Origin of the sequence: Parasphingorhabdus sp. DH2-15 (genome assembly GCF_051668705.1) — a bacterium.
In the GTDB taxonomy this organism is placed as follows: Bacteria; Pseudomonadota; Alphaproteobacteria; order Sphingomonadales; family Sphingomonadaceae; genus Alterisphingorhabdus.
In genome coordinates this window covers 1,758,600-1,782,485 of record NZ_CP196351.1, presented here as the reverse complement: position 1 = coordinate 1,782,485, position 23,886 = coordinate 1,758,600, and the positions used below count along the sequence as shown (strand labels likewise).

Annotated in this window: 20 protein-coding genes; 10 read left to right on the top strand and 10 right to left on the bottom strand. The window is 51.0% G+C overall.

Annotated features, from left to right (window positions below):
- Positions 1-109: 109 nt before the first annotated feature.
- The 4 genes from ACR9YC_RS08245 to ACR9YC_RS08230 form a co-directional block, all read right to left on the bottom strand.
- The gene (locus tag ACR9YC_RS08245; protein ID WP_438726204.1) at positions 110-340 is read right to left on the bottom strand and encodes a hypothetical protein; all 231 of its coding nucleotides are present in this window, start codon (positions 338-340) and stop codon (positions 110-112) included.
- Between the two features lie 104 nt (positions 341-444).
- Positions 445-1,707, bottom strand: a complete 1,263-nt coding sequence (locus ACR9YC_RS08240; protein ID WP_438726202.1) for an N-succinylarginine dihydrolase — start codon at positions 1,705-1,707, stop codon at positions 445-447.
- Between the two features lie 48 nt (positions 1,708-1,755).
- Positions 1,756-2,778: an arginine N-succinyltransferase gene (locus ACR9YC_RS08235; protein WP_438726199.1), complete on the bottom strand. Its 1,023-nt coding sequence runs from the start codon at positions 2,776-2,778 to the stop codon at positions 1,756-1,758.
- Positions 2,775-3,989: a hydrolase gene (locus ACR9YC_RS08230; protein ID WP_438726196.1), complete on the bottom strand. Its 1,215-nt coding sequence runs from the start codon at positions 3,987-3,989 to the stop codon at positions 2,775-2,777. The genes ACR9YC_RS08235 and ACR9YC_RS08230 overlap by 4 nt, the downstream gene beginning before the upstream one ends.
- Before the next feature lie 192 nt (positions 3,990-4,181).
- Between ACR9YC_RS08230 and ACR9YC_RS08225 the strand changes: the two genes are divergently transcribed.
- Positions 4,182-6,299: a malate synthase G gene (locus ACR9YC_RS08225; protein ID WP_438726194.1), complete on the top strand. Its 2,118-nt coding sequence runs from the start codon at positions 4,182-4,184 to the stop codon at positions 6,297-6,299.
- A gap of 3 nt (positions 6,300-6,302) precedes the next feature.
- Here the strand turns inward: ACR9YC_RS08225 and rsmA are convergent, their stop codons facing one another.
- The 4 genes from rsmA to ACR9YC_RS08205 form a co-directional block, all read right to left on the bottom strand.
- Complete coding sequence (gene rsmA, locus ACR9YC_RS08220; RefSeq protein WP_438726192.1) at positions 6,303-7,130, bottom strand: 16S rRNA (adenine(1518)-N(6)/adenine(1519)-N(6))-dimethyltransferase RsmA; 828 nt, start codon at positions 7,128-7,130, stop codon at positions 6,303-6,305.
- Positions 7,131-7,149: 19 nt separating this feature from the next.
- Positions 7,150-8,175 (bottom strand): 4-hydroxythreonine-4-phosphate dehydrogenase PdxA, encoded by a 1,026-nt coding sequence (gene pdxA, locus ACR9YC_RS08215; RefSeq protein ID WP_438726190.1) that lies wholly within the window; start codon positions 8,173-8,175, stop codon positions 7,150-7,152.
- Positions 8,172-9,524, bottom strand: coding sequence for a peptidylprolyl isomerase (locus tag ACR9YC_RS08210; protein WP_438726187.1), 1,353 nt, complete (start codon positions 9,522-9,524; stop codon positions 8,172-8,174). Before ACR9YC_RS08210 ends, pdxA begins: the two co-directional genes overlap by 4 nt.
- A gap of 168 nt (positions 9,525-9,692) precedes the next feature.
- Entirely contained in the window at positions 9,693-12,116 is a 2,424-nt protein-coding gene (locus ACR9YC_RS08205) for an LPS-assembly protein LptD (protein WP_438726185.1), read from the bottom strand.
- A gap of 198 nt (positions 12,117-12,314) precedes the next feature.
- Between ACR9YC_RS08205 and ACR9YC_RS08200 the strand changes: the two genes are divergently transcribed.
- The 3 genes from ACR9YC_RS08200 to ndk all read left to right on the top strand — a co-directional run bounded on the left by ACR9YC_RS08200 (position 12,315) and on the right by ndk (position 14,848).
- Entirely contained in the window at positions 12,315-13,796 is a 1,482-nt protein-coding gene (locus tag ACR9YC_RS08200) for a leucyl aminopeptidase (RefSeq protein WP_438726182.1), read from the top strand.
- A gap of 9 nt (positions 13,797-13,805) precedes the next feature.
- Positions 13,806-14,270, top strand: a complete 465-nt coding sequence (locus ACR9YC_RS08195; protein WP_438726179.1) for a DNA polymerase III subunit chi — start codon at positions 13,806-13,808, stop codon at positions 14,268-14,270.
- A gap of 155 nt (positions 14,271-14,425) precedes the next feature.
- On the top strand, positions 14,426-14,848 hold the full coding sequence (ndk, locus tag ACR9YC_RS08190) for a nucleoside-diphosphate kinase (protein WP_438726177.1): 423 nt from the start codon (positions 14,426-14,428) through the stop codon (positions 14,846-14,848).
- A gap of 63 nt (positions 14,849-14,911) precedes the next feature.
- Here ndk and purN read toward each other — a convergent pair whose 3' ends face one another.
- Entirely contained in the window at positions 14,912-15,874 is a 963-nt protein-coding gene (gene purN, locus ACR9YC_RS08185; RefSeq protein WP_438726175.1) for a phosphoribosylglycinamide formyltransferase, read from the bottom strand.
- A complete protein-coding gene (gene purM / locus ACR9YC_RS08180; RefSeq protein ID WP_438726172.1) occupies positions 15,867-16,982 on the bottom strand; it encodes a phosphoribosylformylglycinamidine cyclo-ligase in 1,116 nt (371 codons plus the stop codon). The genes purN and purM overlap by 8 nt, the downstream gene beginning before the upstream one ends.
- A 110-nt stretch (positions 16,983-17,092) precedes the next feature.
- On the opposite strand from purM, the gene ACR9YC_RS08175 reads away from it, so the two are divergent.
- The 6 genes from ACR9YC_RS08175 to ACR9YC_RS08150 all read left to right on the top strand — a co-directional run bounded on the left by ACR9YC_RS08175 (position 17,093) and on the right by ACR9YC_RS08150 (position 23,863).
- Positions 17,093-18,352: a heavy-metal-associated domain-containing protein gene (locus tag ACR9YC_RS08175; protein WP_438726170.1), complete on the top strand. Its 1,260-nt coding sequence runs from the start codon at positions 17,093-17,095 to the stop codon at positions 18,350-18,352.
- A gap of 6 nt (positions 18,353-18,358) precedes the next feature.
- Entirely contained in the window at positions 18,359-18,967 is a 609-nt protein-coding gene (locus ACR9YC_RS08170) for a hypothetical protein (RefSeq protein WP_438726168.1), read from the top strand.
- Between the two features lie 41 nt (positions 18,968-19,008).
- Entirely contained in the window at positions 19,009-21,141 is a 2,133-nt protein-coding gene (locus ACR9YC_RS08165) for an RNA degradosome polyphosphate kinase (RefSeq protein WP_438731707.1), read from the top strand.
- Entirely contained in the window at positions 21,134-22,636 is a 1,503-nt protein-coding gene (locus ACR9YC_RS08160; RefSeq protein WP_438726166.1) for a Ppx/GppA phosphatase family protein, read from the top strand. Before ACR9YC_RS08165 ends, ACR9YC_RS08160 begins: the two co-directional genes overlap by 8 nt.
- Before the next feature lie 50 nt (positions 22,637-22,686).
- Positions 22,687-23,442: a serine O-acetyltransferase EpsC gene (epsC, locus tag ACR9YC_RS08155; protein ID WP_438726164.1), complete on the top strand. Its 756-nt coding sequence runs from the start codon at positions 22,687-22,689 to the stop codon at positions 23,440-23,442.
- Positions 23,443-23,506: 64 nt separating this feature from the next.
- Positions 23,507-23,863: a DUF2794 domain-containing protein gene (locus ACR9YC_RS08150; RefSeq protein ID WP_438726162.1), complete on the top strand. Its 357-nt coding sequence runs from the start codon at positions 23,507-23,509 to the stop codon at positions 23,861-23,863.
- Positions 23,864-23,886: the final 23 nt, after the last annotated feature.

Here is a 23,886-nt window from a genome sequence, read left to right as displayed (position 1 = left end):
GGGGTGCCGGGCAACAGAAACCCCCACTATTTCCATTAGATTCTCAATATATGTTGCTTGCGCATTTTAGGACTGAAAATCCGCAAATGCTTTTCACTGGACATACTTATTACTGGGCAGGACCATAAGCGCGTTGATATTCAATCGCGTCCAGAATTTTTGCACCCGCCATGAAGACAGCTCCGGTGCAGCACAAAAAGAGCAACCAGCCGCCAGTTCCAGGAAATTGATCAAGATATTTACCTCCGCGCTCTACAGCACCAAGTGATAACGCATAGATGATCAGGAACGCTTCAAATTTGGTTTTGATCAAGAAGAGACGACGGAATTTTTTAAACATACCCTAACATAGCACAAACTGTGCCAGTGGCGGAAAGGCAGGGGGTCTGATGGTTAATAATTTCTAAATTGTAAAATATCTCGACATGAAATTTCTACAGAATCCTAGTTTTCCGTTAGACCTGTCAATTCTAGTAAATCGAGCAGTTTTTCATGAGCCATCTCACACTGCGCAATAGTCTCTGGCTTGCTGATGTCCGCAGGGGCGATTTGTTCTGGCCAATAGCGTGTCACCAGTGCTTCTAAACGATCCAAAATGTCATGATTGGCCATGAAGCGCTGATCAATAGATGCAGGGTCGGCAACCACTCTGAGCCTGAGACAGGCTGGGCCACCACCATTTGCCATGGATTGGCGCACATTAACCGGCAACAGCTTTCTGATCGGCCCATTTCCGGCAGTCATGGCCTGCAACCAGTTCCAGACATTCGCATTGTCTTGCGCCTCTGTGGGTAGGATAAGCGCCATGCCCCCACCATCAGGCAAGGTAACTAGCTGGGCATTGAACAAATAGCTGGAAATGGCATCGGCTAGAGAGACCGAAGATGCTGGAACCTCGACAATCTCAACCCAAGGGCATTTTTCACGAATGGCATTATAGGCCGCAAGTGGTTCTGCAAATGCCTGTTCATGGACAAGCAGAACATGCTCATTGGCCACCGCAACAACATCATTATGAAAAGCGCCAGCGGCAATTGCTTGTTCCGACTGTTGTATGAGCAGCATATTATCGGAGGACAGACCATGACGTCTGGCAACGGCTTTGCTTGCCTCCAAATGTTGCCGCGCAGGGAAGGGGCCGCCTGATGTGCCATAGACAAAAATCTCTACACCTGGCGCATCATGTTGTTCACACAGGCGCATATGGTTTGCGGCGCCTTCATCACCAAATGGTGGTGGCACAGGGCCATGAACCGCAAACTTGTCGGTATCGCCAAATGCCATTTGCAGCTGTTTCAGCGTAAAGCCCCATTCATGACTGCGATGCGGCATAGTCACCAAATTGGCCACAGTCAGATGACATTTGCCATCTTGGGTATCAGCGGCCGGGCTGACCGTAGCAGCATTTGCCGCCCACATGGATGACGCAGAAAAGGCAGCGGCTTGTATATGCGGCTGCGCTTCGGCCATAGTGGTGCCTAGCGATTGCAGCCAGCCATGATCAGGCCGCGGCTGGGGCATAAAGAACCCTTGAGCAAGGCCCAAATCAATATTGTGTCGCATCTTGGCAATGCCCTGCAAAGCGGCTGCACGCGGGAAAGAACTTTCACCAGCATTGGTGGCAGAAGCTATATTGCCCAGACTGAGTCCTGCATAATTATGGCTAGGCCCGATAATGCCGTCAAAATTGATTTCTGTCTCGGTCATCACTTAAATTCTTCCTATAAATATATGCATTATAATGATTTATATTGCTTACCGCGCAACATATGTAACATGGTCGCCATCAGTTATATTCAAGGTGGCCGCTGCCTCTTTATCAATATCCAGATGCTCTTCGGCCGCTATAACCCGACCATAGGCGCAGCGAAACTCTGATAAATGACCGGTGGCTACCAAGGCTTTGATACTATCTCTATGCTCAGACATATCGGTTATACGAATAGGCAGAGAGGCCGCATTGGCAATAGATGATATCCGGTCAGTCTTTGCGATCATTGACGGCCCACCATCGAAAATATCGACATAGCCTTCATAAGAAAAACCTTCATTCTCCAGCATCCGCATGGCTGCACGTCCACTAACATTGGGGCGACCAATAACCTTGCGTGCAGCTTCATCAAGCATATCGACGTAAATCGGGTGTTTGGGCATAAGGTCGGCAATAAACTGGTTACCGTTCAAGGCATTGAACATATCCGCCTCGGCAAAACTCATATCGAAAAATTTACCGCCCACACTGTCCCAAAATGCCGACTCTCCGGCATCATCAATCACACCGCGCAATTCTGCCAATGTTTGATTGGCAAAGCGATTGCGGTGCATTGCGATAAAGAGATACCGGCTGCGCGCCAGCAATAACCCAAGGCCGCCAGCACGTTCATTAGGATGAAGGAACAGGCCGCCAGCTTCTGAACACCCTTCCAAATCCGTCACCAAACTCAAAATTTCGGTGCGTATTGTTTTGTTTAGCTCTTCGCTATGCTGGGTCCATGTGCTCAGCCGATAAGAATAAAAGGGCCAAACCTGCCCAACCTTTGTGAAGAGCTGGCAAGTACCGCGAATGGCACCGGTTTCTTTATGCTCAAGCACCATAACAAAGCGCTCGTCAGTCAGTTCGTCATTGCTATTGGCAAAGGCTTGTGCTGATGCCTCTAACTTGCTTTCCAGCGCGGGACGATTAGCCGGCAGGTTGGTAAAGCCACCGCCTGTCAATTTTGCCATTTCGTAAAGCGCTTGCAAATCGCTGGGACGCGCTGGCCTTATCAGAAAACTCATAAACTGCCTTTTGTAGCGATACGTAAGATGGTGAGGGCAGAAAGCCGTGCTCGCTCAGACAAGCTGTCTACCAGCAAAAACTCATCGGGTGAATGGATCGCACCGCCACGCACGCCCATAGTGTCGACAACAGGAATGCCGCAAGATGCAATATTATTGCCATCACACACACCGCCAGTTGCGCGATGCGCGATAGTCAAACCAAGATCGGCACCGCATTTTTTGACCAGATCAAACAGTTTCTGTGCGCCATCATCAATGGGCTTGGGTGGGCGACCAAAACTGCCATGCATATGCGTTTCCACCTCATGCTCGGTTGCTATCTCAGCAACCAATCGTTGCAACTCGCTTTTGGCAAGTGCTTCCATTTCCAATGTGCGCGGACGAAAATTCACATGCAAAATCGCATGATCCGGAACAACATTGTTCGCGCCGCCGCCATCAATTTTGGCTGGATTAACCGCGAGCCCATCACATGTGAGCGCTTTTAATGCCACAGCCAAGGCGGCAGCGGCAACAATCGCATTTCGGCCTTCCTCGGGGTTGCGCCCTGCATGGGCAGATCGGCCACTAAAGCAAATTGAAAAATTGCCAGAACCGCCGCGTTCTCCCGCCAAAGTGCCGTCCGGCAGTGCCGGTTCATAGGTCAGAGCAGCAGTCTTACCTTTGGCGAGCGCTGCGATCAATTCGGCAGATGCGCCAGAGCCTGTTTCCTCATCACTGTTAATCATGACATCATAACCAATGTCACAGTCAACAGCTTCAACCGCCTTTAGCGCGGCCAGCATTACGGCAATACCGCCCTTCATATCGGCAACACCCGGGCCATTCAGGGTGTTATCGTCCAGCCAGACTTGATCCTGAAAACTATGATCAGCTGGAAAAACCGTGTCCATATGGCCGGTAAATAATAACCGTACTTTTGCCTCTGGCCGCACTGATATGTGCAGATGTTGGCCACGCTTAATGTCTTGAATTTTGCCATCAGGTGTCATTTTGCTGATGGAGGCGGGCTCTACCAGCATAACCTCACCCGGCAATGCTGAAAAGGCATGGCTTAACAAACGGGCCATTTCGGCCAATCCGTCAAGGTTGGTGGTACCGCTATTTACGGCAGACCAATTTTTAACCTGTTCGAGCATCGCCTGTTGGTCAATGGTTGCAAGGGCTGCATTTTCTTCCGCAGAAAGTGGAGATTTGATCGCGTTCATTTTGTCTGTCTAGGCAAAGAGCGATAAATTGCCAACCGCCTTATCTTGCATATCGCGAAAACCTGTCTTGTCTTATAAAGACTATATTGTTTTCGGCGTATTTACATATGCCAACTTATCACTATTTAAGGTTTTCCTCCCCCGGAAAAACCATGATTATAACTTCGCCATTGATGCGAGCCGGGAGCCGATATGACCAACATTCCAGCAAACTATACCGAACGCGCGGGCCTGAAAATCTATGCGCCAATGGTGGCGTTTTTTGAAGACACTGTGCTGCCGCCGTTGGAGATTACAGCGGACAGTTACTGGTTAGATTTTGCGCATTATTTGGAGACATTTGCTCCCGAGAATGCAGCGCTGCTCACCAAGCGGGAAAATATTCAGCAAAAATTGGATAGCTGGCACGCAGAAAATCCTGGTCCCGTTAAAGACCAAAATGCCTATCAGGCAATGTTGAAAGATATTGGCTATTTGGTTGATGAACCAGCAGAATTTGCGATTACGACTGATCATGTTGATGCGGAAATTGCACATTTGGCAGGGCCGCAACTTGTTGTGCCTTCGCTCAATGACCGGTTTGTACTAAATGCAGCGAATGCGCGTTGGGGTAGCCTATATGACGCTTTTTACGGCACGGATGCTTTAGATGCGGCACCAGCCCAACCGGGCGGCTATGACACTCAGCGCGGCGCAGCGGTTATCAAACGCGTGCGGGAGTTTTTGGACGATATATTACCTCTAAAAGCCATGTCATGGCACGATTGGCAGGGTGGTGATTTGCCATTGTCCGACCCAGAGGCTTTTGTCGGCAGACGAGGGGATAATTATCTCTTCCATCATAATGGCTTACATATAGAAATTATTATCGACCCCGCGCACCCGATAGGCAAGACCGACCCTGCGCATATTGCTGATGTCCATCTAGAGGCCGCGCTCACCACTATTGTGGATATGGAAGACTCGGTCGCAGCAGTTGACGGTGAAGATAAGCTGACGGCATATCGTAACTGGTTTGGACTTATATGCGGTGATTTGTCCTCTGCCTTTCAAAAAGGTGGGGAGACTATGCATCGTACTTTGAATGCTGATCGCCATTATGAAGATGCGCATGGTGACGTATTTTCACTGCCCGGTCGCAGTCTGTTATTTGTTCGTAATGTTGGCCATTTGATGACCAATCCGGCGGTTTTGCTAGCTGATGGCAGTGAAGCCCCTGAAGGATTATTGGACGGCTGGTTCACTGCTACGATTAGCAGCCATGATGTTCGCGGATTAGGCCAATTTGGCAATAGTCGGCACGGCTCCATCTATATCGTAAAGCCGAAAATGCATGGCCCAGAGGAATGTGCATTTTCGCATCGCTGCTTTAATGCGATTGAGGATGCACTGGGGCTGGATCGCTATAGCATGAAAATTGGTGTTATGGATGAGGAGCGCCGGACGTCCGCCAATTTGGCAGCCTGCATACACGCTGTGAAAGAACGCATTGTGTTTATCAATACGGGCTTTCTGGACCGTACAGGTGACGAGATACACACTATCATGCAGGCAGGGGCTGTTATGCCCAAAGGCGCGATGAAGCAGGAGCCGTGGATCAACGCCTATGAAGATCGTAATGTCGCGATAGGTCTGGCCTGTGGTCTCTCCGGCACGGCGCAAATCGGCAAGGGCATGTGGGCAGCGCCGGACAAGATGGCGGATATGATGGAACAGAAAATAGGCCATCCTTTGACCGGTGCCAATACGGCTTGGGTGCCAAGCCCAACGGCAGCGACATTGCACGCCATGCATTATCATCAGGTCGATGTTTTTGCGCATCAGCAAGAAGTTGCGAAAAAAGCTACGCCATCGCTGGATGCGCTGCTCACCCTGCCATTATGTAATGCAAAGGGTTTATCGGCTGATGCCATTCAGCATGAGTTAGATAATAATGCGCAAGGCTTGCTCGGCTATGTTGTGCGCTGGATTGATCATGGTGTGGGCTGCTCCAAAGTGCCTGATATTAATGATATCGGCCTGATGGAAGACCGCGCTACTTTGCGTATCTCCTCACAGCATATTGCCAATTGGTTGCATCATGGCCTGTGTACCCGCGATCAGGTTATGGAAACACTGCGGCGTATGGCTGCAAAGGTTGATGAGCAAAATGCAGGTGATCCGCTTTATAAGCCCATGACAGATGACCTTAAGAATAGTCTGGCATTTGATGCGGCCTGCGCGTTAATATTTGCAGGGCGCGAACAGCCAAGTGGGTATACAGAGCCGTTGCTACACCGTTTTCGTCAGGAATATAAAGCGAAAGCCTAAACCTTACACCGCTTCACTGAGCGTTCTGGCAAGGGCAATATATTCCGCGACCGATACTGTCTCCGCGCGGCGTTGCGGATCAATATCACAGCTTTCCAGAGCATTGAGAGCGCCCGTGACACTGCGTAGGCTTTGGCGCAACATTTTGCGGCGTTGCCCAAATGCTGCAGCGGTAATCATTTGTAGTATATCGCTTTTAACACCCTGTGGGGCTTCTTTGGGAGTGATATAAACCACGGCGGACATAATTTTGGGCGGCGGAGTAAAAGCACTGCGATGGACTTTCATGGCCAGCTGGGCATCGCACCGCCATTGGCTAAGCACAGACAGCCGACCATAGGCCTTGTCACCGGGTTTTGCGACAATCCGTTCTGCAACCTCACGCTGGAACATCAGAGTCAGTGATTGCCAATCTGGCTGCCAATTGGCGCTGGTGAGCCAGTTTACCAACAAAGCGGTCCCAATATTATAGGGCAAGTTGGCCATGATATGGAATGGCACCTGTACATGATTGGTTAGAGAAATCTGCATCGCATCGCCGGAAATGATGCTCAATTGTCCCGGGAAAGTATTTTGCAACTCATTGAGTGCAGGCAGGCAACGTTCGTCGCGTTCGATAGCGGTAAGGCGGCCGCCAGCGCGCAATATCGCTCTGCTAAGCCCGCCTGGACCCGGGCCAATTTCGACGATGCGCTGACCTTTTAAATCACCTGCCAGTGCGGCAATGCGAGCGAGCAGCTTTTCGTCGAGCAGGAAATTTTGGCCCAATGCCTTTTTTGCCTGCAATCCATATTGCGCGATGGTTTCGCGTAAGGGCGGCAAATTTGTCATAGCAATGCTGATAGCGTGATCAGAGCATTTCTGCATCATATTTCAGACGGAATTGCCGTACATGCTGCGCCATCTTCAAAGCAGAAATCATGGATTGTGGATTGGCTATATTTTGCCCGGCAATACCGAAAGCGGTGCCATGATCCGGCGATGCTCTGATAATCGGTAGACCAAGCGTCATATTTACACCATCGTCAAAGTCGAGCGTCTTCAAAGGGATAAGGGCCTGGTCATGATATTGGCAAAGGGCGACATCGTAATTTTCACGGGCAGCTTTGTGGAACATGCTGTCGGCTGCCAATGGACCGTCAATATCATAGCCTTCGTCACGTAAGATATCGAGGGCAGGGGAGATAATCAGTTTTTCTTCTTGGCCCATTCGGCCATTTTCGCCGGCATGCGGGTTTAGACCGGCAACGGCAATACAGGGTTTCGCAATGCCGAAATTGCGGTGCATGGCTTTGGCAACGGCTCTTACGCGGGCAGTGATAAGATCTGCTGTGAGCTGTGCAGCTATTTCACGAAGGGGAATATGCACAGTTATGGGCACAACTTTTAACGATGGGCCAGCCAGCATCATATTCGCATTTTCACGCGCTACGCCGCACCGTTCAGCGACAAATTCTGTCTGACCGGGATGAGTGAAGCCGACATTGTGTAGACCATCTTTGGAGACCGGCCCTGTGACCATGCCATCGACGCGGCCTGAACGCGCAAGGCCGACAGCCAATTCCAATGCTTGAAGGGCGCATTGTGAAGAGCTTTCATTGGGCTGGCCAAGCGTAAAGTCCGTGCATGTATGAACTTGCAATATTGGCAATTTGGTCGCGAAAACGTTTCGCGCTTCTTCCGGGCTTGAAATTGGCTGTGTGATGCCGGGCGCGATGGCATCAAAAGTTTGGACATCGCCAATTACAAAAAACTCCGGCAAGCCCTGCTCCTGCCGGGCTTGCCAGGATTTAATCAGAATCTCTGGGCCTATGCCTGCCGGATCACCGGACGAAACAGCAAAGACCGGATTGGAGAGGATATTGCCCTCGTTCAATTATAAGAGATTATGGCATCGCGCCGCAAATCGCGCAGATAGATTTGCGCACGTTTGGTGATTTTTTCCTCTTCCATTCGTGCCATCATTTCTTCGACGCTTGGAACATTGGTCGCTTGCGGATCATCACGGCCACATAGCACGAGTGTGCGGACACCTTGCTCAACCGAACCAAAGGGTTGTGAGGCTTCGCCAATAGACAAAGTTAGCATGGTTTGCTGTAATTGTGGAGGAAGGTCTTTGACCAAGATACCGTCATTACTGGTTACGGTTGCGCCCAATTCCGCTGCAATACGATCCGCATCCCCGCAGCCTCTGATGGTGGCAATCGCCGAGGAGAAGCCAGAGGCTATTTGAGTTGCTTGTGCTTCGCTCGTTCCGTCTGGAAAGCTAATTGCCAGTTGTTTGAGGTTTAGCCGCGCATTGCGAGGGTCAGGGGCAGCAATTTTGCGTTTATCTATAAGATACAGAATGGAAAAGCCGCCTGGAATCTCAATGGGGCCTGCAATTTGCCCAACGGCCATGCTCTGCGCTGCTTGGGAAAGTTGGGCTGGTAATAGTCCAGGTCTGATCCAACCAAGGCGTCCGCCTTGAGGCGCTGTTGATGCCTCGGACCATTGCTGCGCATAAGCGGCGAAATTGCCACCTTGCTGAATTTGCTGAATAATTCGGCGGCCATTTTCAAAAATTTCCGCAGAATTATTAGGTGTGGCCGAAAGATAAATTTCTGCGACATTATACTCATCTTGGCCTTTTGATGCCAACAAGCGGGCAATAATGCCATTGACTTGTTCTTCTGAAACATTGGTCTGGCTGCCGATATTGCGGTCAACGACGCGTGACCATGCTAGCTCGCCGTGAATTTGCCGCTTCAGGCTGGCAGGAGATGAGCCGTTTTCTCTAAGGAATTTATCGAGTGCATTAGTGTCGGTGCGGAAGTTACTTTGTGCAACACGGCGGTATGTGTCTTCGATTTGCGCGGAATCAATGGCTATATCATTAGATTGTGCTTCTTGAATTTGCAGTGTTTCGTCAATTAGATTGCGCAATACCTGAAGGCGCAAACCATTTAATTCATCTTGACTCAATTGCCCTTCATTAGATGCAAGCAGCAGTGCAAGGCGGTGATCAATATCTGTGCCAGTTATAATCTCACCATTAACGATAGCTGTTGCACGGCGTGCATTGGGATCGTCCTTAGCAAAGACTGTAACGTTTTCGGGGATGTTGAGCCGAGCAGTCGGTGTAGATTCGTCAGCGACGGTCTGCGCCACACTGCCAGTTGGCAATGATATAAGTGCGGCCATGGCAGCAAGACCGCTGCGGGTCAAAATTCGAATATTCTTCATGTTATTTACCATATGATGAGTATATATTTCCAACGTTCAAAACTGCGTCATAGATAAAATTCGCTGAACACAAGCTGAGTTTCTGACGCTTCATTAACGATAATTACATGGAATGCCAAGCGGCGAGGCAATATTGCTGCGAAACATATTGCATCATATATGCAGAGCTTAGAGCCCTAGGTTTCGCAGGGCAAAGCGGAAGAGAAAGGTGTTTCCTCTTTGAGCATCGCCTGTCGCAATAAAATCGCGCCGCCACGTAAGACCGAGCGATATATAAGCATCGTCATATGCGACGCCCAAACGTGTCCTGATCGGTTCGAATCCGTCAGAAAAGTTTAGTGGATCTTCTTCTGCATCTGTAAGATCGAAATTGCCTGAACCGAACACAGACCAATATTTATTGACCTGCAAACGGCCAGCGACGCGAAACTCTTCGCGATCCTGCAAATCCTCAATCTCTGGGCCAATATCACGATTAAGCCGCAAATACCCTATTTGCCCATAGGTGCGGCGCGACCCGATAGTAGCGTCAATCTCGTTGCGCCGTACACGCAAATTGCTTTTGTCGAGCCGGAAACGGTGGGTGAATTGGACAAAGTCACGGAACCGCACCTGCGCGCGGCCAACGACATCCGATGTTCTCTGTCCAAGGCCAGTCCCGTTAGGAATGACGCTGGATTTATCATTGAGTCGGTAGCTTTGCCCAACAGTTGTATCAATTTGCCAACCTGGCCGACGCAATTGCCAATCAAAGCCATAAACAATGCGCGCACCATCTTCTATTCGGTCAAATCCCGGCAATCGGTTCAAGGCGAAGATATTGTTATCTTCCAGCTCGATGGCCCTGCTGTCCTCATTGGGGATATCCAGATTTGACGTTGGCGAAGTGGCAACAAGCTGGACGCGCGGTGTTATGGTTTGGGTGCCGCCAAAAGCCTTGCCAACAAAAGGCCATTGCAGGTCCGCTGCTAAAGATCCTGTGGCCCGAGCTTGAAAGCCGGGTAAGCCTTGATAAATTAATGTCGAGGTCTGCCCATTTTGCCGACTGTTATAAAGGTCACCGCGGCCATAGGCCGTTAGTGTAAGTAATTGACCGCCCGGGGTAACTTTGCGCATATCCCATCGCACGGATGCAAATGCGCGTTGGGTATCCTGTCCATCAAAGCGCGTGATGGCGAGGCTGTTGAGCCGCACTTCCGTCTTTCCGCCCAAAAACTTGTTATCCAGTCTTTTGCGATAATCAATGATTGGCAGAGCGACCGGCACTTGTCCTTGCGGATCGTTAATGCGCAGCGTTTGCGTACCCCAAGCACTGACGGCCAAATAACTGTCATCATCAGTGCGTTCTGCTTGGATGTTAGAGCGCAGGCGGTCATCACGACTGATATCATAACGCCTTAAGAATGTCCGGTCAGTTGCAACCCGTACTGAACCACTTAATTGCCAGTTTTCGTCCAGCTGAAACCGGCCATTGGCATCAAAATAACCGCGAAACTGGGTATTTTCTTCAACAGCAGATGTTTGTCCAACAGGTATAGGTGTACTGGCAGTGGCATAGCCGCTGACCTGATAGGCGCCATCTTCGGTCAGCGCGCGATAACGTGCACTGATAAGAGGCAGTACTGAGCTGAATACACTGAGACTGGTTGTAAGGTCGCGATTGGGTGCCAGCGCAAAATAATAAGGTTGTGAATATTCTGCCCCATTGGCCGCGCTTAAACGAATGTTCGGGACCAGCAGCCCTGATCGGCTATCGGCATCTATAGGGTGGTTAAGCCCGGGCAGTGGGATAAGAGGTAAGCCAAAAAGCTCTAGGCGCGCGCCATCATAATAAACTTTTTTGCGGTCAGGATCATAAACAACGCGCACCGCTCTAATCTGCCAACTTGGCGAATCTGCGCAGACATCATCATCGGGCAAGCACGGCGCATAGGTTGCTTCGTTAAGCGTGACCACGCCATTGCTGCGGGTTCCGCGATTGGCAACGATACGCCCGCCTTCTGCCAGAACGAGTAAGATATTCTCGATGGCAGCATCGCGAATATCTTCGGTCAGCTGGATATCTTCGCCATATACCACAGAGCCATCTTCAGAAATAATCCGTACGGCACCAATTGCTCTGATATCGCCTGTATCACGCTTCCAGACGATTTGCTCTGCACGGATAAACTGACTACCACTGCGCAAAATAACGTCGCCCGTCGCTGTGACAGTTTGCGAGGGATCATCATAACGGATGGTCTCCGCTGAAAAGTCGATTTGACGACCATTCAGAACATTTTCGCGGATCATTGTATCGATTGCGTCATTATTGGGCTGTTGCCCTGTCTGTTCTAAGGGTTTTGGATCAGAAGTTTCTTGATCTTGCGGCCCATCTTTTTGCTTTGTTTGCAATTTTTCTGGCGTTGATTGGCCTGAAAAGACCTCTGCATCTGGTTGATAGGCATATGCTTCTGAACCAAGCAGCAGGGCAGGAACGATGCAGGTTGCGCCGCAAAGCATCTGCCGCACCATTTTCCGCACGGCCATACAGGCCTCGGTCGAGACCTTCCAATCATCTGGAGTTGGGGAAAATGTTTGTACCGGACTCATATATCTGCCTTTCGACCGTCTCTTGCACAATGTTCGCAAAAGGCAAAGAGTGAAAAATTGGACAGAGACATGAAAGCGGGATAGTCGGACAGTGAAATTTTGAGATTCGTTCCCATATTCCCTGCCTAGCGAGTTGATAACCCAATATCGCCAAGCAAGTGCCCAGATACTATCTATTTTGTGACCGGAGAAAATGTCATGCAAATTTCCATAAACCCTGAACAAACTGCCCCTTCTGTCACCTGCTTCTTATTGTCGCCATCCGATATGGGCGTCAGCAATTTGGGCGACTTTCCTGCACACACTGTTTTGGCAGCTGCTGCACAATCGCGTTTTCGTGGCAATCCAGGTGATGTGTTTGAAACTTTTGTTGATGGTGCTGGTGAGGGCGAAGCCCATCGTGTCATTCTGCTTGGCATAGGCGGAGAGAAGCGCACAAAGTTGAAACTGGAAAAAGCCGGTGCGGCGCTTACTGCAAAATATCTGACATCCGGTGTTACTGATATTCGCATTGTGGCAGATACTTCACCGACCAAGCTGGATGACGCGGCCTTGGCAAGTCTATTGACCGGTGCCTATTTGCGCAGCTGGCGGATGGATCGATATCATACGACAAAACCGAAAGAAGCATTGCCAAGCCTTACGACTATTTCGCTGTCGGGCGGAGGTGCTGATCTGGCACCGCTTTGGGATGAAGCTCATGCGATTGCACAAGGCGTATTCCTGACGCGCGAATTGGTCGCTGAGCCAGCCAATATCATTTACCCAGAATCATTTGTCGATCGGTGCGCGCATTTGGCAGAATTAGGCGTGGAAATTACCGTATTAGACGAGGACGAGATGACGAAATTGGGCATGGGTGCTCTTTTGGGTGTGGCTCAGGGTTCCGTTCGGCCGCCGCGTCTGCTGGTGATGCGCTGGAAAGGCGCTGAGAATGATAATGGCCGCCCGCTGGTTCTGGTTGGTAAGGGTGTTACCTTTGATACAGGCGGAATTTCCATCAAACCTGCGGCTGGTATGGAAGCTATGAAATGGGATATGGGCGGCGCAGGCGCGGTTGCCGGCGCGATGAAGGCGCTTGCAGGGCGTAAGGCGAAAGCCGATGTGATTGGCATTTGCGGGCTGGTCGAAAATATGCCTGATGGCAATGCGCAGCGTCCAGGCGATGTTGTGACCACTATGTCCGGCCAGACGGTTGAAGTCATCAATACCGATGCAGAAGGGCGGCTGGTGCTATGTGATGCGCTGCACTGGGCACAAGAGGAATATAAGCCGGAATATGTTGTCAATCTGGCAACTTTAACAGGCGCGATGATCGTGGCGCTTGGCCATGAGCATGGTGGGTTGTTCAGCAACGATGACGGGTTGTCCACTATGCTGACGGACGCTGGTGCAGAAGAAGGTGATCCATTGTGGCGGATGCCGCTGGGCGCGCATTATGACAAGCTGATTGATTCCCCCATTGCAGATATTAAAAATTCTGGGCCGCGTCAGGCTGGTTCGATTACTGCGGGACAGTTTTTGCAGCGGTTCATCCAAAAAGACGTTAAATGGGCGCACCTCGATATTGCAGGTATGGTCTGGGCGGATAAGCCAGGCCATGTTTGGGGCAAGGGTGCCACCGGCTATGGCGTGCGCTTGCTGAACAGGTTGGTCGCCACGCATTTTGAACAGGATTGATTTGTTCTCATGCGGGTCGATTTCTATCAGTTGACGCGCGATCCAGCGGAAAAACTGTTGCCTGTTCTGGCGGAAAAAACGTTGGAGGCAGGCAATAGGCTGGCCGTTATTGCGAGCGAAGAGCTGCTCAGGGACAATATTTCTGACCAGCTATGGACGCGCAAGGCGGAAAGTTTTCTGGCTCATGATATTGCTGGCGGAGACAATGATGCCCGCCAGCCAATATTGCTCTTTCCCGATGCGCCAGATGCGCCGCAGGCTTTTGCCAATGGGGCACAATTTCTGGTCATTGCCGATAGCAAATGGCGCCCTGATATGCTGCAGGGCGCTTATAGGCTGGAACGTATTTTCTATCTATTTGCGCCGGACCATATTGATGAAGCCCGGCAAAGCTGGAAATCTCTAAAAGATCAGGATGGCATCACGCGCCACTATTGGCGTCAGGAAGGTCGGCGGTGGATTGAGGCAGGCTAGCACCGCTGCAATGCTTATTGCTAAGGCCTAATATAATGGCTGTCTGCGTAGTAAAATCAGCCTGTTAGATTTAGCGCGATATTTTGCGGCTTGCGTACGCGCTCAAGCAGCGGTAAAGGCCCGCGCGAAATCAAATATATTCTGGAGTATCCCCAATGGCACTAACCCGCACATTTTCGATCATTAAACCTGATGCTACCCGTCGCAACCTGACCGGCGCTGTCACACAGATGCTGGAAGAAGCTGGCCTGCGCGTTGTTGCATCAAAGCGTATTCATATGAGCCGTGAACAAGCCGAAGGCTTTTACGCAGTGCATAAAGAGCGCCCCTTTTTCGGTGAGCTTGTTGATTTTATGATGAGCGAGCCTGTTGTTGTCCAAGTGCTTGAAGGCGAAGACGCTGTGACCCGCAACCGTGATATCATGGGCGCAACCAATCCAGCGGATGCCGATGAAGGCACCATCCGCAAAACACACGCTCTGTCCATTGGTGAAAACACCGTGCATGGTTCAGACAGTGAGGAAAATGCGGCAATAGAAATCGCATTTTTCTTCAATAATGATGAGATTGTTGGCTAGTTTCAGCGGTTCATTAAATTCTTTCAAAAAGGGCGTCTCGTGCAAACGGGCGCCTTTTTTGTTTTAGAAAGCGTCCGCTGCATCCATTAGCTTGGTTAGGCTTTTGGGTGCGACGCTGCGCCAGCTGCGCTCCAGCCATTCGCTGACATGGTCCCAATCAACGCCGCTGCGGTTTAGGCGCAGGCCTATCCAGCCTGATGCGCCGTAATAAGCGGGTTTCCAATAAATGTCCGGCTGCTCTTCGCACAATGTTTCCAGCTCATCGGGTCCGCTAGTCTTGACCAAGATGCCAATGGCATCGCTGCCATGATGCTGCGTGCTGAAATGCGCAAAATATTTGCCTGTTTTTTCACTGCCAACGCGCCAGCCCGGCGAACCATGGCTTGGCCGTGCATGGGTTTGCGGCAGAGCAAGCGCGAGGCTATCGGCTTTTTGTAGCAGCCAATCTGCATCGTGTTCGCGGCCTGTATATTCGGCCAATATGTGCGGGTAAAGCTGGTGCTCTGCATAGCGCACGCGGCTTTCTAATGCTGCGGCATTGTCACTGGGCAATATGGCGACCTTTATCTGCCCCAAGACCGGCCCATCGTCCAATTCAGGCGTGACCAGATGTACCGAAGCCCCGCCATGGCTATCACCCGCATCTATGGCGCGTTGGTGCGTATTCAGCCCTTTATATTTGGGCAAAAGGCTGGGGTGGATATTCAGCATCCGGTCCTGCCATTTGTTCACAAATTCGTCGCTCAAGACGCGCATATAGCCAGCCAGCGCAACATAGTCTGTCTTTGCGTCAACCAATGCTGCATGCATCAGCGCATCATGGTCTTCACGCGGCATATTTTTGTGGGACCGGGCGAAGGTTGCTATGCCTTCTGCCGCAGCAATATTAAGCCCCGGCGCATCAGGGTTGTTGCTGGCCACCAGCACAATTTCATAGGGGCAATCTTCACGTTTTGACGCGAACAAAAGGGCGGCCATGTTGCTGCCCGCTCCGGAGATCATGACAGCAACACGGGCTTTAGCCATTATGCGTGCTGCTCCATGGTTCACGGGCGCTCCAACTGCCGGAGGCGCTGCTAACAGTGCACCCTTTTGCGCCTTCTTCAATCACACCGATTTGATGGACGGTTTCGCCAACCTCTTGCAGAGAAGCTATGGTCGCAGCCGCATTATCGGGCGCGACGACAATGGCCATGCCGATGCCGCAATTGAACGTGCGGGCCATTTCCATGGGTTCAATCTGACCCTCTGCCTGCAAAAATGCCATGAGGCGCGGCAATGACCAGCTATCGGCATCAACCTGTGCATGCACATTATCAGGCAATATGCGCGGAATATTCTCCAGCAAGCCGCCGCCAGTAATATGGGCCAGACCCTTGATGCTACCACCGCGCAAGAGCGGCATTAATGATGCTACATAGATGCGTGTCGGCTCTAATAAGGCATCGATCAGCAATTTCTCATGGTCAAACAGGGCAGGGCGTTGCAGTTTCCACCCCTTATCCTCTGCCAGTTTGCGGACCAGAGAAAAGCCGTTGGAATGAATGCCGGATGAGGACAATCCCAAAATTACATCGCCCGGAGCAATGGTTGACCCGTTGATAAGCGAACCGCGTTCTGCTGCGCCAACGCAAAAACCTGCAAGATCATAATCACCATCGGCATACATTCCGGGCATCTCAGCCGTTTCGCCGCCTATTAGGGCGCAGCCTGCCTGTTTGCACCCTTCTGCAATGCTAGCGACAACTTGCTCTGCCACAGCATTGTCAAGTTTGGCGCTGGCGAAATAATCGAGAAAGAATAATGGCTCCGCACCCTGAACGATCAGATCATTGACGCACATGGCCACTAAGTCGATGCCGATCCCAGCATGACGATTATGTTCGATAGCCAATTTTACTTTCGTGCCAACACCATCATTAGCGGCCACCAAAATGGGGTCAGTAAAGCCAGCTGCTTTAAGATCAAACAGCCCGCCAAAGCCGCCTAAGTCAGCATCTGCCCCTGCACGCGCGGTCGAGCGGGCCAATGGCCCAATCGCGCGGACCAGTGCATTGCCCCGTTCAATGGAAACACCTGCCGCTTCATAGCTATATGGATTTGCAGGTTGATCGCTATCGCTCTTGCTGTTCATGGTTTCTGCGCCTAACGCTTTTATCACGATAAACCAACGGCTATTGGCATGCTATTGTGTTTTCCCGGTGGAAAAATGCTGTAATTTGCGCGAAAGCTGGCGACAGGAATATGATGATTCGTAATACTCTTTACCCAATTGCCATGATTGTCGCCTTGGCGGCCATGCTTGGCTTGTCTGGTTCAGGCTATTCCCAGATTGAGAGCGAACGCGGCATCAGCCCTATTAACAGCAGCGGCGATTTTGAAGTTTCGGGTATCAAAGTTAATATTACTGGAGCGAGCGCTGAAGAAGCACGGCGCAAAGGCTGGCAACTGGCACAAAGGCGCGGTTGGGCCGAATTGTGGCGCTCCACAAATCGCAATGGTGCAGCCCCGGCGCTGAGCGATAGCCGGTTGAACAATATTGTATCCGGTGTTGTGATCGAGCAAGAGCAAATCGGTCCGCGTCGTTATGTGGCGACATTGGGTATTTTGTTTGACCGTGCGCGGACAGGCCAAATTTTGGGAATACGCGGCGTGCGTTTGCGCTCTGCACCCATGCTGGTGATCCCCGTATTTATTAGCGGCGGCAGTGAGCAGGTCTTTGAAAGCCGGACACCATGGCAAAGAGCATGGGCCAATTTCCGCACAGCAGATAGCAGCATTGATTATGTCCGCCCAAGCGGTGCAGGCTCTGAATCATTATTGCTCACCGCTGGTCAGACCGGACGGCGTGATCGCAATTGGTGGCGGCTTATTCTGGACAATTTCGGCGCGGCTGATGTGCTGGTGCCGATTGTGCGTTTACAGCGGCAGTATCCTAATGGTCCTGTGCGTGGTTATTTCACGGCAATGTTTGGGCCGGATCGCAAGAAACTTGGCAGTTTTGAACTGACTGCTGCGAATGGTGAAGCGCTTGATGAAATGCTGGTCAGCGGCGTTGAACGTATGGACGCTATTTACCGTGAAGCTCTTGCGCGTGGGGCGTTGCGTCCTGACACATCTCTAATCATCGATGATGGCACTGATGAAGAAGAGTTGGAAGAAGAAGTACTGGAAGAAGAGATTGAAACCGATGATGGCGATGATCTCTCCAGCAGTGGGGGCGATGATGCGCCAGCGGCACCTGTCCAGCCATCTGTAAACAGCTTTAGTGTGCAATATGCTACGCCGGACGTTGCGGCTGTATCATCTGCAGAGGGCTCGGTTCGCGGCATTTCAGGTGTTGCCTCGGCCAGCACGTCCAGCCTAGCACTTGGCGGAACCTCGGTTATGAATGTAGCGTTTAGTGGCTCAGCGGATCAGCTAAAGGCAGCGTTGGAATCGCGAGGATGGCAAGTGCAACAATCTGGCAATGTCCTGCGGATATCACGTGGGGGAGGCCAATAAGGCTGTATGGGACAGATCCCGCTCCCTTTTTCTACACAATTGGCTTCTGATGATTTTATTGTAACACCGTGCAATAAAGAGGCTTCTGATATGCTGCAAAACTGGCAGCATTGGCCCTATCGCAGTGCGGTTATTCAAGGACCAGAAAAATCCGGCAAGACAGTTATGGGCAATGTCTTCACGCAAATGTCCAGCGGCATCTTTGTTGATGATCTGGATCAGAAAGATGAAGCCGATGTCTTCCATATGTGGAATAGTGCGCAGCAATCGGGGCAGCCAATACTGCTTTCATTCAGCGCTGGTTGCGGTTTTGATGATATAGAATTGCCCGATTTGAAATCGCGCCTTAAGGCATCGCAAAATATAATAATTGCACCGCCAGATGAGGATATGGTCACCGCGCTTTTCCTGAAATTATGCTATCAAAGCGGGCTGAGTGTGACGGAACGCATGGCCGATTTTGTAACGATGAGATGCCAGCGCAGCTATGACGGGATCATGTGGCTTGTCGAAGCGCTGAATGTCTGGGCATTGGCCAATCAAAAGCCGATTGGCATTAAAGTGATCGGCGAATTGATAGATCAATATACGCACCATGAGGATGGAGCCGCATGATTCACGATGACAATGTTCCGTCTGTTGGCGGTGTAGACAGGATGGATGGCTTTGATGAAGAAGCGTCCAAACGCTATAATAATAGAGAGCTAAGCTGGCTGGGCTTTAATGAGCGTGTTTTGCAAGAAGCGCAAAATGGTGCACACCCTTTGTTGGAACGGCTGCGCTTCCTCTCTATATCCGGTGACAATCTGGACGAGTTTTATATGGTGCGGGTTGCCGGTCTTGTCGGCCAATTGGGGCAGGGCGTTGAGGAGCGTTCAGCAGATGGCCGCACGCCATTACAGCAACTTGTGGCGATTGAAAAACGCGTTGCGGAACTGACTGCCGGACAGCAAAATGTCTGGCAAGAATTGCGCGAAAAACTCTCTGAGAGTGGGATCTGCGTAAAGACAGTCAATGACTTGTCGGCAGAGGCTTTTGCATGGCTGGACAATCATTTCACCACACAGATTTTCCCGGTACTAACGCCGCAGGCGCTTGACCCGGCACATCCATTCCCCTTCATTCCGAATAAGGGCATCAGCCTGATTATCAATCTGCGCCGCGCCTCTGATGGCCATGCCGTGCGCGAGCTGATCATGTTGCCGCCAACAATGCCGCGCTTGATCCGTATTCCGGGTGAAGAGGCAATCTATATCTCGCTGGAAAGTGTTATCACTGGCTTTTCGGGAAAATTATTTCCCGGCTATGATATGCTCAATGCAGGGCTGTTTCGCATCATCCGCGATAGCGATATTGAGGTTGAGGAAGAGGCCGAAGACCTGGTGCGCTATTTCCGCAGCGCGATCAAAAGACGCCGGCGCGGTCAGGTTATCCGGTTGGAAGTATCTGCCGATCTGGACCCAGTAATTGGCCGCGACCTTGACGATGTTTTGCTGGCGCCCGGCGCTATCAAGTCCATTATTGACGGCTTTATCGGCATAGGTAGTTTGAGCGAAATTGTTGATGAGGACAGGCCTGATCTAAAATTCCCCGCCTATTCCCCGCGTTTTCCCGAACGTATCAGGGATCATGGTGGGGATTGTTTTGCGGCCATTCGCAGCAAGGATATCGTGGTTCACCACCCTTATGAAAGTTTTGAGGTGGTGATCGAATTCCTGCAACAGGCCGCTGCCGATCCAGACGTCATCGCTATCAAGCAAACATTGTACCGTGCGGGTAAGCAATCTGCCGTTATCAAAGCGTTGATCGACGCTGCTGAAGCAGGAAAATCTGTGACCGCTGTTGTTGAACTGAAAGCCCGCTTTGATGAAGAGCAAAACCTGCTCTGGGCCAGCGCGCTGGAACGTGCCGGTGTGCAAGTGGTTTATGGTTTTATAGAGTGGAAAACCCATGCCAAGATTTCCATGGTCGTGCGCCGTGAGGCAGAGGGATATAGGACATATTGCCATTTCGGCACGGGCAATTACCATCCGATAACGGCCAAAATCTACACAGATATTAGCTTCTTCACTGCTGACCCGCGCGCTGGCCGTGATGCAGCGCAGCTGTTCAATTATATTACTGGCTATGTTGAACCAGAGAAGTTTGAGCTGCTCACCATGTCACCGCGTGATATGCGCGCACGCTTGATGGAATTGATCGATCAGGAAATCGATAATGCGCGTTCGGGCAAATCAGGCGCGATATGGGCGAAGATGAACTCATTGGTCGACCCGATGATTATCGAGAAACTTTACACGGCGAGCAATGCCGGTGTTCAGATAGAGCTTATCATTAGAGGCATATGCTGTTTGAAACCGCAAATCCCCGGCATGTCTGATAATATCAGAGTGCGCTCTGTAATTGGCCGGTTCCTCGAACATAGCCGGATATGGGCATTTGGTAACGGCAAGCAGCTGCCGAACCGTCAGGCACAGCTTTATATCAGCTCCGCAGACTGGATGCCGCGCAACTTTGACCGCCGGGTCGAATATATGTTGCCGATAGAAAATTCGACGGTACATGATCAGATTTTGCAACAGGTACTGGTCGCCAATCTGCTGGATAATCAACAAAGCTGGGAGCTTAACAGCGATGGCAAATATGTACGGGTCCATTCGGGCGACAAGCCGTTTAACCTGCATCGCTATTTCATGACCAATCCATCGCTTTCAGGTCGCGGTGCGGCACTGCATGGTGATGGTGTGCCGAAGTTAAGCCTGAAAAGACCTGTCCGCATCGATGGCTGATCCGGTTTCCTTTCTGTTTCGCAAAAAACGCAAGCCGGTTGAAAAACGCAGCCATAGCATCGCGGTTATAGATGTTGGCTCCAACTCCATCCGTTTGGTGGTGTTTGCTGGGCCAAGGCGTAACCCTGCGTTGATTTTTAATGAGAAAGTGATGGCGGGTCTGGGGACAGGGCTTGCTGAAACGGGGGCAATGCAGCCTGAATCGATGGAACGCGGGCTCACAGCAATACGCCGCTTTTCGCGTCTGCTTAGCAGCTATGGCGTGAGTGAAGTGATTTGTGTTGCAACCGCAGCCGTGCGTGATGCAAGCAATGGGCCGGAATTTGTAGCGAAAGTCGCTGAAATCGGCTTTGAGATGCGGGTATTAAGCGGGGCAGAGGAGGCACAAAGCGCCGCGGCTGGCGTTTTATCATCCATAATTGAAGCAGATGGCATTGTTGGCGATTTGGGCGGTGGTAGCTTGGAATTAGCGCGCGTCAGCAACGGCAAAGTAGAAAGAGCCATCTCTCTTCCTGTTGGTGTGCTGCGGTCCGACCAGCTTATCGCCAAAGGGCAGGCAGAGATACAATCCTATATTGCGGATTTGATCGCTGGCACTGAATGGGCCGATATGGACAAGCAACTGCCTTTTTATGTGGTGGGTGGAAGCTGGCGCGGACTGGCGCGCGTGGATATGTTTGATACGGGCTATCCGCTAACGGTCTTTCATAATTACCATATCGCGAAGGAACGTATTGGTCCGCTGGTCGATCGTGTAATCGCCAGTAGCCGCGACGATTTGCGGGCTATTCCCCGACTGGCCAGTTCGCGAATTGCAACATTGTCTAACGCAGCGCAGCTGTTGCAGGCAGTGACATCTTTGTTTCAACCATCGCACATCGTCGTGTCGTCCTATGGTTTGCGCGAAGGTCTGGTGTTTGAAAATATGGATGAAGCGACGCGCCGTATCGACCCATTATTGGATTCGACGCGCCGCTTCGGACGTTATCAATCGCGCCATGGCTCTGATGGCACAGCGCTCTATGATTGGTTGCTAGGCGCATTTCCAACATTGGATAAAGGCTATAAAAGGCTATTATTAGCAGCATGTCATTTGTCAGACATTGGCTGGCAGGCTAACCCTGATTTCCGTGCGGAACGGGCATTAGAGGTTGCTCTACATGGCAATTGGGTTGGCATTGATGCAACCGGCCGAGCGATGTTGGCGCAATCGCTTTATACCAGCTTTGGTGGCGGCAGTTCGCGCTTCACCAACCATGAGCGGCTTTGTTCTTATGAAGAGCTCGACATGGCGATAGGTTGGGGATTGGCCATTCGCGCAGGGCAGCGTTTAAGCGGCGGGCGTGAAGAGATATTGCGCCGTTCGCGGCTCGTCATTGATGGCACATGTCTCAAACTGGAATTGACCGGAGACGATAAAGATTTGCAGGGTGAGAGCGTACAACGCCGCATCGGGAAACTTGCAAGCTATCTTTCATTAGATTGCCAAGCGTAAATTTCTAACTATATTAGCATCAAGTGAAATTTGAAAAAGGAGAGACGCCCATGTTTAGCGCTCTCAATGATTATTTGGAATCCATTGCATCACGTGATCCGGCACCCCGGTCGAAGTGGGAAATCCTGCTATATCCAGGTCTGTGGGCGGTTGGTTTTCATCGCATATCCCATTGGTTATTTCGCGGTGATCTGTTCTTTCTTGCGCGTCTGGTCAACCATCTGGGCCGCTTCTTTACAGCGATCGATATACATCCCGGTGCGACTATCGGGCGCAACCTGTTTATCGACCATGGCTTTACCGTCATTGGTGAGACGGCAGAAATCGGCGATGATGTGACAATTTATCAATGTGTCACATTGGGCGGAACGAACCCAGCAAATGGTATCGCAGGTAAACGTCATCCGACGATATCTAATGGTGCGATATTGGGCTCTGGAGCGCAGATTTTAGGGCCAATTATTGTTGGCGAGCGTGCGCGTGTCGGGGCAAATGCCGTTGTCACCAAAGATGTGCCGGAAGGTGCAACCATGGTAGGTGTACGTGCCCGTCAGGTTCCTGTGGATTCCAACGATTATCAGAAAGAATTTATTCCATATGGAACGCCATGCAGTGAGGTCTATGACTCTGAGACGCAAAAGCTGGAGCTATTAAAGTGTGAGATGGAGCAGCTGCAAAAGCGGCTCGCAGCGGCAATGCAGGCCAGCGAACAAATGATTGATGAACCAGAAACTTTGATCGAAGCACCATGCTGCGCGGCTGGTGAATCTGTAGGTGACGACGAACAGGTGCAGAAAAAGGCCTAATGCGTATTGACCGTTTAGATTGGTATCATGCCAGATCGCGGTTCTGTTTTTGGTGCAAAATGTGATGGATATACGGCAAGATAGCAATGTTGCGCTTTTTCCATCACAGCAAAAATATGCCCATCAAACCGTTTTGGATCGAAAAGAAATCTCGGCCATTATGAATGTCTATGGGCGTATGGTCGCGGCAGGTATGTGGCGCGACTATGCTATTGAGTTTGCAAAAAATACTGCCATTTTTGCGGCCTACCGCCGTGCTTCGGAGCGCCCCGAATACCGCATAGAAAAATGCCCCGCAATGCAAGCACGCCAAGGGCAATGGGCACTGAAAGGCGAGCAAGGGCAGATATTAAAGCGCGGGCATGACCTGTCCGCTGTACTTGCCCCGCTAGAGCGCAAATTGATCAAGCTGGTCGACTGAAATCCATCATTTCGTCAACCAGC